The sequence below is a fragment of the Microbacterium sp. KKR3/1 genome, from assembly GCF_021272365.1.
Classification (GTDB): Bacteria; Actinomycetota; Actinomycetes; order Actinomycetales; family Microbacteriaceae; genus Microbacterium; species Microbacterium aurugineum.
The window spans coordinates 530446-544771 of the sequence record NZ_JAJSDW010000001.1 but is presented as its reverse complement, the minus strand read 5'-3'; the positions used below and the strand labels follow the sequence as shown (position 1 = coordinate 544771).

Sequence of the window (14326 nt, the reverse complement as noted above, 5' to 3'; positions counted from 1 at the left end):
TGCGTCGGAGCCGGGTGTCATTCGACCCGGAACAGCCTCATCGACGTGCCCGATACGGGCAGGACGTCTCCGGGGGCGAAGACCTCCTCGTCGTCGGACGGACGCTCCTGTGCACTCGACCACAACGAGACGAAGCGCGTCGCATCCTCGATCTCCTCCGGGAGACGCACGTCGATCGGTGACTCGGTTCCGTGCACGATGAGCAGGATGCGGTTGTACGCCTCGGCGTCAGGAGTGGATGCCGCGACGTACTGCAGGGTGCGGTTGCCGGGATCCGCCCATTGGCTCTGCTCCATCGTCTCGCCGTTCTGGTCGTACCAGTCCATGACGGAGGCGTTCGGGATGTGTTCACCCAGTCGGGCATAGCGACTGGGACGGAGCGCGGGGTTCTCCTGCCGCAGCCGGGTCAGGCGGGAGACATGCGCGCGCAGATCCTCCTGCCACGGTTCGAACTCCCACCCGAGCCACGTGAGGGCGGAGTCCTGCGCGTAGGCGTTGTTGTTGCCGCGCTGTGTGCGTCCGACCTCGTCGCCGGCCGTGAGCATCGGCACGCCCGCGGATAGCAGGAGCGTGCCGAGGAGGTTGCGCATGGCCTTGCGCCGTGCGGCCAGGATCGTCGGGTCGTCCGTCGGGCCTTCGATTCCGTGGTTGAACGCGCGGTTCATGTCGGCGCCGTCGCGGTTGTGCTCCCCGTTGGCCTCGTTGTGCTTCACGTCATAGGAGACGAGGTCGTGCAGGGTGAAACCATCGTGCGCAGTGATGAAGTTCACGCTGGCGAGGGGACCGCGCTCCTCGCTGAACGTGTTCGAGGAGCCGGCGAGCCGCGTCGCGAACCCGCCGATCCCCACCGGTGCTGAGGCGCGACGCGCGTAGTCGATGTCGCTCAGCCAGAAGTTGCGCACGCGGTCGCGGTAGCGGTCGTTCCATTCCTGCCAGCCGGTCGGGAAGTTGCCCGTCTGCCAGCCGCCGAGTCCGACGTCCCACGGCTCGGCGATGAGCTTGGTGTCCGCCAGGATCGGGTCGTTCGCGATGGCAGCGAGGAGCGGATGATCGGGCGTGTAGGTGTGCGTGCTGTCCCGCGCGATCGCGGTCGCGAGGTCGAAACGGAAGCCGTCGATCTGCATCTCCTGCGCCCAGTAGCGGAGGGAATCGAGAACGAGCCTCGCACCGGCGTCGGTGGCCGTGTTCAGAGTATTTCCGCACCCTGTGGTGTCGATGTAGACCCCGGACTCGTCCTGTCGGTAGTAGGAGGCGTTGTCGATGCCGCGCAGGCTCGAGCGGGGGCCGCCGATGCCTTCTTCCGACGTGTGGTTGTAAACGACGTCAAGGATCACCTCGAGACCGGCTTCATGAAGCAGCCTGACCATGCCCTTGAACTCGGCGAGCACGGCCTCGGGGCCCTCCTTGCGGGCCTCCTCGGTGGCGTAGGCCGTGTGCGGGGTGAAGAAGTTCAGGGTGTTGTAGCCCCAGTAATTGGTGAGGCCACGCTCGAGCAGGCGGGGCTCCGGCACGAAGGCATGCACCGGCAGCAGCTCGATCGACGTGATCCCGAGCGAGTGGAAGTACTCGATCATCGCGGGGTGCGCGAGACCGGCGTAGGTGCCGTGCAGAGCAGGAGGAACGTCGGGGTGACGCTTGGTGAGCCCTTTGAGGTGGCCCTCGTAGATGACCGTGCGATCCAGGGGCACCCGGGGCTTCTGCGAGTCGCCCCAGTCGAAGCCGTCGACGATCACGACCGAGCGCCACTCCTCATATCCGTCGCCCTGAGCGAGGCCGCGGGCGTAGGGGTCGAGGAGGAGGGTCTCCGGGTTGAAGGTGTTCCCGGGCCCGTGCGGCCCTCCGACCCGGATGGCGTATCGCACGCCGGGCTGCAACAGCTCCGTCGTGATCTCCCAGACACCGCCGGGGCGGCGCTCGAGTTCCAGCTCATCCGTCGCCCAGTCGAGGTCGGTGGCGTCGAACACCACGAGCTCGACGGAGGAGGCGTTCTGCGACCAAACGCGCAGCGTGCCGACGCCGTCATGGAGACGGACACCGAGGTGGTCGAGAGTGGAGCCGCCGGGCACGGCGAGGGCAGGGGACACGGGCATGAGTACACACTAGAGGCGATGTGTCGCCGTCTCATCTCCGGGCGTACCGGGTTCCACGCCCACACGCCCCGACCGAGGCCGATTCGCGAGAGAATCGAGGGATGCGGCACTATCTCGATCATGCGGCGACCACGCCTCTGCGCCCGGAGGCGCGCGCCGCGTGGCTCGATGCCTCCGAGACTGTGGGCAACGCGTCGTCGACACATGGGGCGGGACAGGACGCCCGGCGTCTGCTCGAGGAGTCGCGCGAGCGTGTCGCCGCGGTGTTGGGCGCCGATCCCATCGAGATCGTGTTCACTTCGGGTGGTACCGAATCGATCAATCTGGCACTGCAGGGGATGTGGCGATCCCGCGCGACCGGGACAGCGGCGGTCGTGATGCCGGAGGCAGAGCACCACGCCACGATGGACACCGTCTCCGCTCTCCTCGACGACGGCGCCGAGTTGCGTCGGGTGCCGGTCACCGCCCACGCGCGCATAGACCCCGAGGAATTCGCCGCACGCCTTCCCGGTGCCGCCCTCGCGACGGCCCTCGTCGCGAACAACGAAGCGGGCACGATCAACCCGGCCGCGATGCTCGCCCACCATGCGGCGATCGCGCGCGTGCCGCTCCACCTCGACGCCGTGGCCGCGCTCGGCCATGTTCCGGTGTCTTTCCGCTCGATGCGTGGCGATGCCGCCGACGGTGTCGGACTCGTGGCGATGAGCCTAGCCGGCCACAAGATCGGCGCGCCCGTGGGAGTCGGAGTCCTCGTCGCTGCCCGCACCGCACGGATCACGGCGCTGTTGCGCGGTGGTGCCCAGCAACGCGGGCTCCGGGCCGGGACGCAAGACGTCCCCGGAGCTGCGGCGTTCGCCACCGCGGTCGAACTCGCCGAGACCGAGCGCGAACAGGAGGCCGCACGATTGGCCGGTCTCCGCGAACGCCTCATCACGGGAATCCGCTCCGCCGTGCCCTCCGCCGTGCTCCTCGGTGACCCGATCGAGCGTCTGCCCGGCAACGCGCACGTGCTCTTCCCCGGTGCCGTGGGGGAGAGCCTGCTGTTCCTTCTCGACGTGGCCGGGGTCGCCGCATCCACAGGATCCGCGTGTCAGGCAGGGGTCGCCGAGCCCTCACACGTCGTGATGGCGATGGGGCGGAGCGAGCGGGAGGCGCGCAGTGTGCTGCGGTTCTCCCTGGGGCGCACGTCGACGGCCACGGATGTCGATGCGGTACTCGCCGTCATCGCCGATGCCTACGCCCGCGCATCCGGCGCCGGCACAGGCACACGCTCGTAGACTGTTCTCATGCGGATACTTGCGGCGATGAGCGGTGGAGTCGATTCCGCCGTTGCAGCCGCCAGGGCTGTGGAGGCGGGACACGACGTCGTCGGTGTGCATCTGGCTCTCTCCCGCGCCGGGGGCACGCTGCGAACCGGTAGCCGTGGATGCTGCACGATCGAAGACGCTCTCGATGCACGCCGGGCTGCCGACGTGCTCGGCATCCCCTTCTACGTCTGGGACTTCTCGGAGCGCTTCCGCGACGACGTGATCGAGGACTTCATCGCGGAGTATCAGGCGGGCCGCACGCCCAACCCCTGCATGCGTTGCAACGAGAAGATCAAGTTCGCCGCGCTTCTGGAACGAGCCATCGAGCTAGGGTTCGACGCCGTGTGCACGGGCCACTACGCCACACTCATCGACGGCGAGCAGGGGCTGGAACTGCACCGTGCCTCGGACAACGCCAAGGATCAGTCGTATGTGCTGGGCGTTTTGACCGCCGAGCAACTCGCTCACACATACTTCCCGCTCGGCACGACGCCGTCGAAGGCGATCGTGCGCGCGGAGGCGGAGTCGCGTGGGCTGAGCGTCGCGCAGAAGCCCGACAGCCATGACATCTGCTTCATCCCCGACGGCGACACCCGCGGCTGGCTGGCGGAGAAGGTCGGCACCGCCACGGGCGAGATCGTCGATCGCAGTGGTGAGGTCGTCGGATCGCACGAGGGCGCCCACGCATTCACAGTAGGACAGCGTCGCGGACTCAAGCTCGGCATCCCCGCCCCGGACGGCAAGCCTCGGTTCGTCCTCGAGGTCCGGCCGGTGTCGAACACGGTCGTCGTCGGCCCGAAGGAAGCGTTGGCGATCGCGGAGATCGCGGGGGAGCGCTTCAGCTGGGCGGGCGCCGCACCCACCGAATCCGCGTTCGAATGCCACGTCCAGATCCGCGCTCACGCGGAACCGGTCCCGGCGCGGGCCACGATTTCGGACACCGGCGTCCGCGTCGTCCCGGAGGTCCCGCTCGACGGGGTGGCGCCGGGGCAGACGGCGGTGCTCTATGTCGGCACCCGCGTTCTCGGACAGTTCACGATCGACACCACGGTCTCGGCCGTTCCGGTCGGCGCGTAGACGTTTCCGGTGTCGGTGCCCACTCATAGACTGTCGAGGTGCCGGAGAACATCTCGCTGGAAGACGCCCGAACCGAAGCCGAGGAGCTGACCACCCGCATCCTCGATGCGAAAGAGGCCTACTACGGCCGAGACACCTCGCTCGTCGACGATTTCACCTATGACGGGTGGATGCACCGGCTCGAAGAACTCGAGAGGCTTCATCCCGAGCTTCAGGGGCAGGACTCGCCCACGCAGATGGTCGGCGCCGCCGAGGCCACAGGGCTCGCGACCATCGAGCACGCCGAGCGCATGCTCAGCCTCGACAACGTGTTCTCCGTCGACGAGCTGAGGGACTGGGCGGCGAAGACCGAAGCCGCGGCCGGCCGTCGCGTCGCATGGCTCACCGAACTGAAGATCGATGGCCTCGCGATCAACCTCCGGTACGAGAACGGAGTCCTGACCTCCGCGGCGACGCGTGGTGATGGACGAGTGGGGGAGGTCGTCACCGAGAATGCCCTGCGCCTTCCGGAGATCCCGTATCGTCTGAGCGGCGAGGGACACCCCGAGATCGTCGAGGTGCGCGGTGAGGTGTTCATCCCGGTCGCGGCCTTCGAACGTCTCAATGCCGCGCAGGCGAGCTACCGCGATCGCGCCTACGCCGATGCTCTCGCGAAGTGGGAAGCGCGGGGCGGGGTCAAGAAGCCCTTCGACGAGGAGAAGGCGCGCACCGCCGCCGCGCGACGCTTCCCGTCCTTCGCGAATCCACGGAACGCGGCCAGTGGAGGGCTCCGTCAGCAGATCGACAAGAAGAACGGGCTCGAGCTCGAAGCGGGGCTTCTGCGCATCGAGTCCCTGTCGCTCTACGTGCACGGTGTCGGCGCGTGGACGAATCCTCCCGTCGCAGCGCAGAGCGAGGTGTACGAGTTGCTCGCGGGATGGGGACTGCCGACGAGCCCGCACACGAAGGTCTGCGGCACGATCGACGACGTCGTCGCGTTCGTCGAGTACTTCGGCGAGCATCGGCATGACATCGAGCATGAGCTCGACGGCATCGTGGTCAAGGTCGACGAGCTCGAGCTGCACGCTGAACTCGGAGCCACGAGTCGTGCGCCGAGGTGGGCGATCGCCTACAAGTACCCGCCGGAAGAGGTGCAGACCACGCTGCTCGACATCGTGGTCTCGGTCGGTCGTACAGGTCGTGCGACTCCCTTCGCCGTCATGGCGCCGGCGCACGTCGCCGGTTCCGTGGTGCGTCAGGCCACGCTGCACAACAAGGACGTGGTCAAAGCCAAGGGCGTGCTGATCGGCGACACCGTCGTGCTCCGCAAAGCCGGTGATGTCATCCCCGAGGTTCTCGGACCCGTGGTCGAGAGACGAGACGGCACGGAGCGCGAGTTCGTGATGCCCGTCGAATGCCCCGAGTGCGGCACACCTCTTCGGGCGATGAAGGAGGGCGACATCGACCTGAGGTGCCCGAACGCCCGTTCCTGCCCCGCACAGGTCCGCGGTCGCGTCGAGCACATCGGCTCGCGCGGGGCACTCGATGTCGAAGCTCTCGGTGAGGTCACCGCAGCCGCGTTGACGCAGCCGACCTCACCGGCGATCCCGCCTCTCGAGACGGAGGCGGGCCTGTTCGCCCTCACCCTCGAACAACTCGTGCCGATCGAACTCTTCGTGCGCGATGCCGAGACCGGGCTTCCGAAGGAGGATGACGACGGGGTCGTCAAGACGCGTGCTCCCTTCCGCAGGAATCCGACCCCGGCTGAGAGGAAGTCCGGTCTTGAGGGGCCGCAGCCCTCCTCGCAGGCGTTGACACTCCTCGCTGAGCTCGAGAAGGCGAAGACGAAGGACTTGTGGCGTCTGCTCGTGTCGCTGAACATCCGTCACGTCGGCCCGGTCGCGGCGCGCGCACTCGCCCAGTGGTTCGGTTCTCTCGACGCGATCCGGGCTGCGACGCGGGACGAACTCGCCGCCGTGGAGGGGGTCGGGGGGATCATCGCGGATTCGGTCCTCGACTGGTTCGAGATCGACTGGCACCAGGAGATCGTGCAGCAGTGGGCGGACGCCGGTGTGCAGTGGTCTACGCCCGGTCACCCAGGTCCGGGTGGTGCGGTTCCCGCCGGCGGCGTGCTAGAAGGCCTGACCATCGTTGCCACCGGCTCGCTCGACGGATACACCCGGGAGGGCGCTCAGGAGGCCATCATCAAGGCGGGGGGCAAGGCGGCATCCAGCGTCTCGAAGAAGACGGACTTCGTCGCGGCCGGGCCGGGTGCCGGGTCGAAGCTGGCGAAGGCCGAAGAGCTCGGACTCCGGATTCTCGACGCAGCCCAGTTCCACGTGCTGGTGACGGAAGGACCGGGGGCGCTTCCCCCGGCAAGCGAGGGTTCGTGAAGCGATACGGTCCGCTGATCGTCGTCCCGGATGCGCTGGCCGTCGGCGACCCCGGCCGCCATCACCTTCGGCTGACACCGGAGGCGGTGATGATCCGGGCGGGTGTCGAGAGCCGAAGCATCCTGCCGTGGGCGAGCGTCGAACGAGTCGCGCTCGACGTGCCGACCACCAGGTTTCGTCTGCCGGGTCTGGTCGGCACGCTGGTGCTCGGTGTTGTGACCGCGGCGATGCTGAGCGACCCTGGAGTCGAACCCGAAGACGGTACCGCGACCCTCACGGTCGACGGTGAGAACACCACCGTGCCGTTGAGTCGTCATCATGTCGGCGGATACTGGGCTCCGAGCGTCGCGGGGGCGCACCGCCTGATCGCACATCTCATCGCGCACCCCGAACAGCGTGCACTGCTCGAGCATCCGGAACGGTTGATCGACGTGGCGGCGCAGCTCGCGCGCGGAACGGGTTAACCCGCACCGCGCGCGACGACGCGTCAGCCCTTGTGGCGGGGCTTGCGGTACGGCTTCTCGTCGCGGTTGTCGCGTGCCGGACGGTCGCCGTGGTCGCGTCGTTCGAACTTGCCACCGTCGCGCGGAGCAGTGCGCCGGGCGCCGCCGGGGCCACGATCGGGCTTGATTTCGATCAGGCGACCGGAGATACGCGTGTCGCGGAGCTTCTCCAGGACGGCGGGGTCGAGATTGGAAGGCAGCTCGACGATCGAGAAATCGGGGCGGATGTTGATGGCTCCGAAATCATCTCGACCCAGCCCGCCTTCGTTCGCGAGGGCGCCGACGATCTGGCGGGGCTCGACACGGTGGCGGCGTCCGACCTCGATGCGGTACGCCGCATAGTCGCCGCGGCTGCGGCGTTCGGTGCGCGGCTCACGCGAGTCGCGGGCGGTGCGCTCCCGAGGCGGACGGTTGTCCGCCTCGACCGCCTTCGACAGAGGGTCGTTCGCGGGGTCGAGGAGCAGTGGCTTGTCGCCCTGAGCGACGACGGCCAGGGCAGCGGCCACGTCTCCCTCCGGAACGTCGTGGTGGCGGACATAGTGGGCGACGATGTCGCGGAACGCCTCGATCCGTCCGGTCTCCGAGAGTGCGGTGGTGATCGCGTCGTCGAAGCGGTTCAGACGCGTGGTGTTCACGTCCTCCGTGCTCGGCAGCTGCATCTGGGTCGGCTGCTGACGGGTCGCCTTCTCGATGTGCTTGAGCAGGTAGCGCTCACGCGGTGTGATGAAGCTGATGGCGTCGCCCGAGCGTCCCGCCCGACCCGTGCGACCGATGCGGTGCACGTACGACTCGGTGTCGGTGGGGATGTCGAAGTTCACGACGTGGCTGATGCGCTCGACGTCGAGCCCGCGCGCAGCCACGTCGGTGGCGACGAGGATGTCGAGCTTGCCGTCCTTGAGCTGGTTCACGCTGCGCTCACGCTGCACCTGGGGAACATCGCCGTTGATCGCTGCCGCCGAGTAGCCGCGGGCGCGGAGTTTCTCGGCGAGCGTCTCGGTCTCGTTCTTGGTGCGGACGAAGACGATCATCCCGTCGAAGTTCTCGACTTCGAGGATCCGGGTGAGAGCGTCGACCTTCTGCGCGTAAGACACCACGAGGTAACGCTGGGTGATGTTGGTGCCGGTGGCGGTCTTGGACTTGATGCTGATCTCTTCCGGCTCACGCAGATACTTCTGCGCGAGGCGGCGGATCTGCGGGGGCATCGTCGCCGAGAACAGGGCGACCTGCTTCGCTTCGGGAGTCTGCGCGAGGATCTGCTCCACGTCTTCGGCGAAGCCCATCTTCAGCATCTCGTCGGCTTCGTCGAGCACGAGGTACTGGAGCTGGGACAGGTCGAGAGTGCCCTTCGCGAGGTGGTCCATGATGCGGCCGGGCGTGCCGACGATGACGTGGACGCCGCGACGCAGCGCCGACAGCTGAACGCCGTAGCCCTGTCCGCCGTAGACGGGGAGGACGTGGACGCCCTTCATCTTGGAGGCATAGGACTCGAAGGCCTCGCAGACCTGGAGCGCGAGTTCGCGGGTGGGCGCGAGCACGAGTGCTTGCGGGGTCTTCTGCGAGACGTCGAGGCGCTCGAGGACGGGAAGCGCGAAGGCCGCGGTCTTTCCGGTTCCGGTCTGCGCCATCCCGACGACATCGCGTCCGGCCAGGAGCGTGGGAATGGTGGCCGCCTGGATGGGCGACGGGGTCTCATAGCCGAGATCCTTGATGGCTTTGAGGACGGGCCCGGTGATGCCGAGCTCCTCGAATCCGGGGGTCGCGGGGGAGTCCTCGGGGGCGTCGGTCAGCACTGCATCTTCAGGGGTCACTTCCCAAGGGTAGCGCGCCGCGATGCCCGGCGCCTGTGAGGGCGGCCTCAGACGCCGGTGGTCAGTGAGATCAGCCGCTCCTTCACCTGGCGTCGGAGAACCTTTCCGATCAGGGACTTGGGCAGTTCGTCGACCACGAAGACGCGACGGGGCACCTTGTACGGAGTCAAGATGCTGCGCGCGAAGTCACGGATCTCCTCGACATCGATATCGGTTCCGGGGTCCACGACGATCGCAGCGACGACCTCTTCGCCCGAATGCTCGCTCGGCAGACCGACGACCGCTGCATCGGCGACCTTCGGGTGCTGGCGCAGGACGTTCTCGACCTCGGTGGGAGCGACGTTGAAGCCACCCGTGATGATGAGTTCCTTGATCCGATCGACGATCCGTACGAAGCCGGCGTCGTCGATCGTGACGATGTCGCCCGTGCGGTACCAGCCGTCGACGAAGACGGCTTCGGTCTCCTCGGGCTTGCCGTAGTAGCCCGAGAAGACCTGCGGCCCGCGCACGACGAGTTCGCCGGCCGCCCCGGCTTCGACGTCGTGGCGAGGGTTCTCCGGGTCGACGACGCGACACTCCGTACCTGGAAGGGGGAGCCCGACGGTGCCGGGCACACGGTTGTCGGCGACCGGGTTCGCCATGAGGACGGGCGAGCACTCGCTGAGCCCGTAGCCCTCGACGAGGTAGCCGTTGGTCGCCTCTTCGAAGGGGACCACCAGCTCATGCGGCAGTGCCATCGCGCCGGAGATCGCGACCTCTATGCCGTCGAGCGACACGTCCCTCGCCTTTGCCGCAGCGAGAAGACGGTCGGCGATCGGCGGCACGAGCGGCAGGAAGGTCGCGGGGTGCTTCTTGACGACGTCGAGGACGAGGTCGGGATCGAACTTCGGGAAGAGAACGAGTCGTGCACCCATCGACATCGCGAACGTGAGACACAGGGTGAGGCCGTAGGCGTGGAACATCGGCAGCACGGCGTAGACGACGCAGCCGTTCCCGCGTTCGATCGAGGGGACCCAGGCTTGCGCCTGGCTCGCGTTCGCGAGCAGGTTGCGATGGCTGAGGGCTGCGCCCTTCGGCGTCCCGGTGGTTCCGGACGTGTACTGGATGATCGCGAGGTCGTCGGTTCCCGGTCTCGGATGCGATTCCGGGATCGGAGCCGCCGCGAGCAACGTCTCCCAGGCGACCGCCCCGCGGACCTTCTCGGTCAACGCTGCACGGGATTCGCGCGCCTTCGCCACGGGAAGTCGCAGAGCGACGCGGGTGAGGAATGGCATGGCCCTCGTCACATCGACGGCGATGAGGTTCGTCACGGCAAGATCCGCGGGGAACTCCTGCACGGTGGAGACGACCTTGTTCCACACGATCGCGTGCTTCGCACCGTGGTCCTCGAACTGCTTGCGCAACTCTCGCGGCGTGTAGAGGGGGTTATGTTCGACGACCACAGCACCGAGACGGAGGACGGCGTAGAACGCGATGATGTGCTGCGGGCAGTTGGGCAGCACGATCGCGACCGGGTCGCCGGCGCGGACGCCCAGGTCGCGCAGTCCCGTCGCGGCGCGGTCGATCGCGGTCTGCAGCTGCGCATATGTCGTCTCCCGCCCGAAGAACTGGAGGGCGGGTGCGTCCGGGTAGTCGCGGGCCGACGCGGTGACGATGTCCACGAGAGATCCGTCGACGGGAGGCAGGTCTTCCGGGACGCCTGCGGCGTAGCTGGCGATCCACGGGCGAGGGGGCTGGAACGTGCTCACCCGCCCAGCATATGTCGAGTCGCTCGTCGGGACGGAGGACCGGGGAACGCGCCAACTAGACTGAAGGGGTGTCTGAAATCACCCCTGATCTTGTACGCCATCTCGGCGTGCTCGCGCGCATCCAGCTGAACGACGACGAGGTGACGCGGCTCACGGGCCAGCTCGACGCCATCGTCGACAACATCGCCAAGGTGTCGGAGGTCGCCACCGCTGACATCGTCGCGACGAGCCACCCGATCCCGCTGAGCAACGTGTTCCGTCCCGACGTCGTCGGACAGACGCTCACGCACGAGCAGGTACTGCAGAATGCGCCCGACGCCGCCGACGGCCGTTTCCGCGTCACCGCGATCCTGGGAGAAGAGCAGTGAGCGACATCATCGGACTGAACGCGGCCGATCTCGCCGCGAAGCTGGTCGCGGGCGAGGTGTCGAGCGTCGAAGCGACGCAGGCCCATCTCGATCGCATCACCGCGGTCGACGGCGACGTCCACGCGTTCCTGCATGTCAACGAGGGTGCCCTCGAGGCCGCGGCGGCGATCGATGCCCGTCGTGCCGCGGGTGAGACACTCGGCCCGCTGGCCGGTGTGCCGCTGGCCATCAAGGATGTCCTGGTCACGACCGATCAGCCCACCACCAGTGGTTCGCGCATCCTCGAGGGATACCGCTCGCCGTACGACGCGACCGTCGTCGCCCGTTCGCGAGCGGCGGGACTGGTGCCGCTGGGCAAGACCAACATGGACGAGTTCGCGATGGGATCGTCCACCGAGCACTCGGCATACGGCCCCACCCGCAATCCGTGGGACCTCGACCGCATCCCGGGCGGCTCGGGCGGCGGCTCGGCCGCGGCGGTGGCGGCTTTCGAAGCACCGCTGGCCCTGGGCTCCGACACCGGTGGCTCGATCCGGCAGCCCGCGCACGTCACCGGCACCGTGGGCGTCAAGCCGACCTACGGCGGCGTGAGCCGGTACGGCGCGATCGCTCTCGCATCCAGCCTCGACCAGGTCGGTCCGGTCTCGAGAACGGTCCTCGACTCGGGGCTGCTGCACGATGTGATCGCCGGGCACGACCCGAAGGATTCCACCTCCCTGCGTGACGAATGGCCGTCGTTCGCCGAGGCGGCGCGCGAAGGCGCGCGAGGGGACGTCCTCAAGGGACTCAAGGTCGGCGTCATCCGTGAACTGCCCGACAGTGGATTCCAGCCCGGTGTGGCAGCGTCTTTCCGCAGCGCACTCGCGATGATGGAGGCTCAGGGAGCGGAGATCGTCGAGATCGGTGCTCCGCACTTTGAGTACGGCGTGGCCGCCTACTACCTCATCCTGCCGGCGGAGGCATCGAGCAACCTTGCGAAGTTCGACTCCGTGCGCTTCGGCCTGCGCGTGACTCCCGACGGCACACCCACGGTCGAGGATGTGATGTCCGCGACGCGCGATGCCGGTTTCGGCGACGAGGTGAAGCGCCGCATCATCCTCGGCACCTACGCGCTCTCCGCCGGATACTACGACGCCTACTACGGGAGTGCGCAGAAGGTCCGCACGCTCATCCAGCAGGACTTCGCGAACGCCTTTGCGGAGGTGGACGTGATCGCGACGCCCTCGGCTCCGACCACGGCGTTCAAGATCGGCGAGAAGGTCGACGATCCGCTGCAGATGTACCTCAACGACATCACCACGATTCCGGTCAACCTCGCCGGCGTCCCCGGCATCTCGATCCCGAGCGGTCTCGCCGACGAGGACGGGCTGCCCGTCGGCATCCAGTTCATCGCCCCTGCGCGTGAGGACGCGCGCCTGTATCGCGTCGGCGCCGCGTTGGAGACGTTGCTCGTCGATTCGTGGGGCGCTCCGTTGCTCACCCGCGCACCCCAGCTCGCAGGAGGGACCCGCTGATGGCCGCCGCCAAGCTCATGGACTTCGACAAGGCGCTCGAGCTGTTCGAGCCGGTCCTCGGTTTCGAGGTGCACGTCGAACTCAACACGAACACGAAGATGTTCTCCGACGCGCCCAACCCGGCCAACGAGGCCTACCACGCTGCGGAACCGAACACTCTCATCGCTCCCGTGGATCTCGGTCTCCCCGGCTCGCTGCCGGTCGTGAACGAGACGGCGATCCGTTCCTCGATCAGCCTGGGGCTCGCCCTCGGCTGCTCGATCGCGGAGTCGAGCCGGTTCGCCCGCAAGAACTACTTCTACCCGGATCTCGGCAAGAACTACCAGATCTCGCAGTACGACGAGCCGATCGCCTATGACGGGTCGGTCGAGGTCGAGCTCGAGGACGGCACGCTCATCACGATCCCGATCGAGCGCGCGCACATGGAGGAGGACGCCGGCAAGCTCACCCACATGGGTGGGGCGACCGGACGCATCCAGGGGGCCGAGTACTCGCTGGTCGACTACAACCGGGCGGGTGTCCCGCTGGTCGAGATCGTGACGAACATCATCTACGGCACCGAGCACCGTGCACCGGAGGTCGCCAAGGCCTACGTGCAGGCGATCCGCGACATCGTGCGTGGCCTCGGCATCTCCGAAGCGCGACTGGAGCGGGGCAACCTGCGTTGCGACGCAAACGTCTCGCTGCGTCGACGTGGCACCGACGAGCTCGGCACCCGCACCGAGACGAAGAACGTCAACTCGATGCGCTCCGTGGAACGGGCCGTGCGGTACGAGATCCAGCGCCAGGCGCAGATCCTCGCCGACGGCGGCACGATCACCCAGGAGACGCGTCACTGGCACGAGGACACCGGGACCACCTCTCCGGGGCGCCCGAAGTCGGACGCCGATGATTACCGGTACTTCCCGGAGCCTGACCTGCTGCCCGTGGAACCGGCCGCCGCGCTGATCGAGGAGCTGCGTGCGGCTCTTCCCGAGCAGCCGGTGGCTCGCCGCCGTCGTCTGATGACGGAATGGGGATTCACCGATCTGGAGTTCCAGGACGTCCGCAACGGCGGCCTGCTCGAGGTCGTCGAGGCGACGATCACCGCGGGGGCGACACCCGCCACTGCACGCAAGTGGTGGACCGGTGAGATCACTCGCATCGCCAACACCCAGGACCAGGACGCCACCGCGCTGATCAGCCCGGAGAACGTCGCGGCTCTGCAGCGGCTCGTCGATGCGGGAACGCTTACCGACAAGCTCGCCCGCCAGGTACTCGAAGGCGTCATCGCCGGTGAGGGCACTCCGCAGGAGGTCGTGGACGCTCGCGGGCTCGCGGTGGTGTCTGACGACGGCGCGCTGATCGCGGCGATCGACGAGGCTCTGGCGGCACAGCCCGACGTGATGGCGAAGATCAAGGACGGCAAGGTGCAGGCGGCCGGAGCGGTGATCGGAGCGGTCATGAAGGCGATGAAGGGCCAGGCGGATGCCGCGCGCGTCCGTGAGCTCATCCTCGAGCGCGCGGCGCAGTAGCGCGCGCCCCCGGGCCTCATGTCAG

10 protein-coding genes are annotated in these 14326 nt (G+C 67.7%); 7 read left to right on the top strand and 3 right to left on the bottom strand.

Annotation, left to right across the window (positions count from 1 at the left end):
* Positions 1-17: 17 nt before the first annotated feature.
* Positions 18-2090, bottom strand: coding sequence for a glycogen debranching protein GlgX (gene glgX, locus LVJ59_RS02660; RefSeq protein WP_232761898.1), 2073 nt, complete (start codon positions 2088-2090; stop codon positions 18-20).
* 101 nt (positions 2091-2191) lie between these two features.
* Between glgX and LVJ59_RS02655 the strand changes: the two genes are divergently transcribed.
* The 4 genes from LVJ59_RS02655 to LVJ59_RS02640 are packed head-to-tail and all read left to right on the top strand — an operon-like array spanning position 2192 to position 7310.
* Complete coding sequence (locus tag LVJ59_RS02655) at positions 2192-3367, top strand: cysteine desulfurase family protein (protein ID WP_047523342.1); 1176 nt, start codon at positions 2192-2194, stop codon at positions 3365-3367.
* Between the two features lie 9 nt (positions 3368-3376).
* Entirely contained in the window at positions 3377-4474 is a 1098-nt protein-coding gene (gene mnmA / locus LVJ59_RS02650) for a tRNA 2-thiouridine(34) synthase MnmA (RefSeq protein ID WP_232761897.1), read from the top strand.
* Between the two features lie 38 nt (positions 4475-4512).
* Positions 4513-6846, top strand: a complete 2334-nt coding sequence (ligA, locus tag LVJ59_RS02645; RefSeq protein WP_232761896.1) for an NAD-dependent DNA ligase LigA — start codon at positions 4513-4515, stop codon at positions 6844-6846.
* A complete protein-coding gene (locus LVJ59_RS02640; RefSeq protein ID WP_232761895.1) occupies positions 6843-7310 on the top strand; it encodes a hypothetical protein in 468 nt (155 codons plus the stop codon). The genes ligA and LVJ59_RS02640 overlap by 4 nt, the downstream gene beginning before the upstream one ends.
* Before the next feature lie 23 nt (positions 7311-7333).
* Here the strand turns inward: LVJ59_RS02640 and LVJ59_RS02635 are convergent, their stop codons facing one another.
* Positions 7334-9157 (bottom strand): DEAD/DEAH box helicase, encoded by a 1824-nt coding sequence (locus LVJ59_RS02635; RefSeq protein WP_374199019.1) that lies wholly within the window; start codon positions 9155-9157, stop codon positions 7334-7336.
* 47 nt (positions 9158-9204) lie between these two features.
* Positions 9205-10905 carry a long-chain-fatty-acid--CoA ligase gene (locus tag LVJ59_RS02630; RefSeq protein ID WP_232761894.1) on the bottom strand — a complete coding sequence of 567 codons (1701 nt, stop codon included), beginning with the start codon at positions 10903-10905 and terminating at the stop codon, positions 9205-9207.
* 68 nt (positions 10906-10973) lie between these two features.
* Here LVJ59_RS02630 and gatC point away from each other — a divergent pair, with 68 nt between their 5' ends.
* Genes gatC through gatB form a run of 3 tightly spaced genes read left to right on the top strand, consistent with a single transcriptional unit; the run spans position 10974 to position 14301 of the window.
* Positions 10974-11273 carry an Asp-tRNA(Asn)/Glu-tRNA(Gln) amidotransferase subunit GatC gene (gatC, locus tag LVJ59_RS02625; protein ID WP_047523335.1) on the top strand — a complete coding sequence of 100 codons (300 nt, stop codon included), beginning with the start codon at positions 10974-10976 and terminating at the stop codon, positions 11271-11273.
* Complete coding sequence (gatA, locus tag LVJ59_RS02620) at positions 11270-12787, top strand: Asp-tRNA(Asn)/Glu-tRNA(Gln) amidotransferase subunit GatA (protein WP_047523334.1); 1518 nt, start codon at positions 11270-11272, stop codon at positions 12785-12787. The genes gatC and gatA overlap by 4 nt, the downstream gene beginning before the upstream one ends.
* Entirely contained in the window at positions 12787-14301 is a 1515-nt protein-coding gene (gene gatB, locus LVJ59_RS02615) for an Asp-tRNA(Asn)/Glu-tRNA(Gln) amidotransferase subunit GatB (RefSeq protein ID WP_232761893.1), read from the top strand. Before gatA ends, gatB begins: the two co-directional genes overlap by 1 nt.
* The last annotated feature ends 25 nt before the right edge of the window (positions 14302-14326 follow it).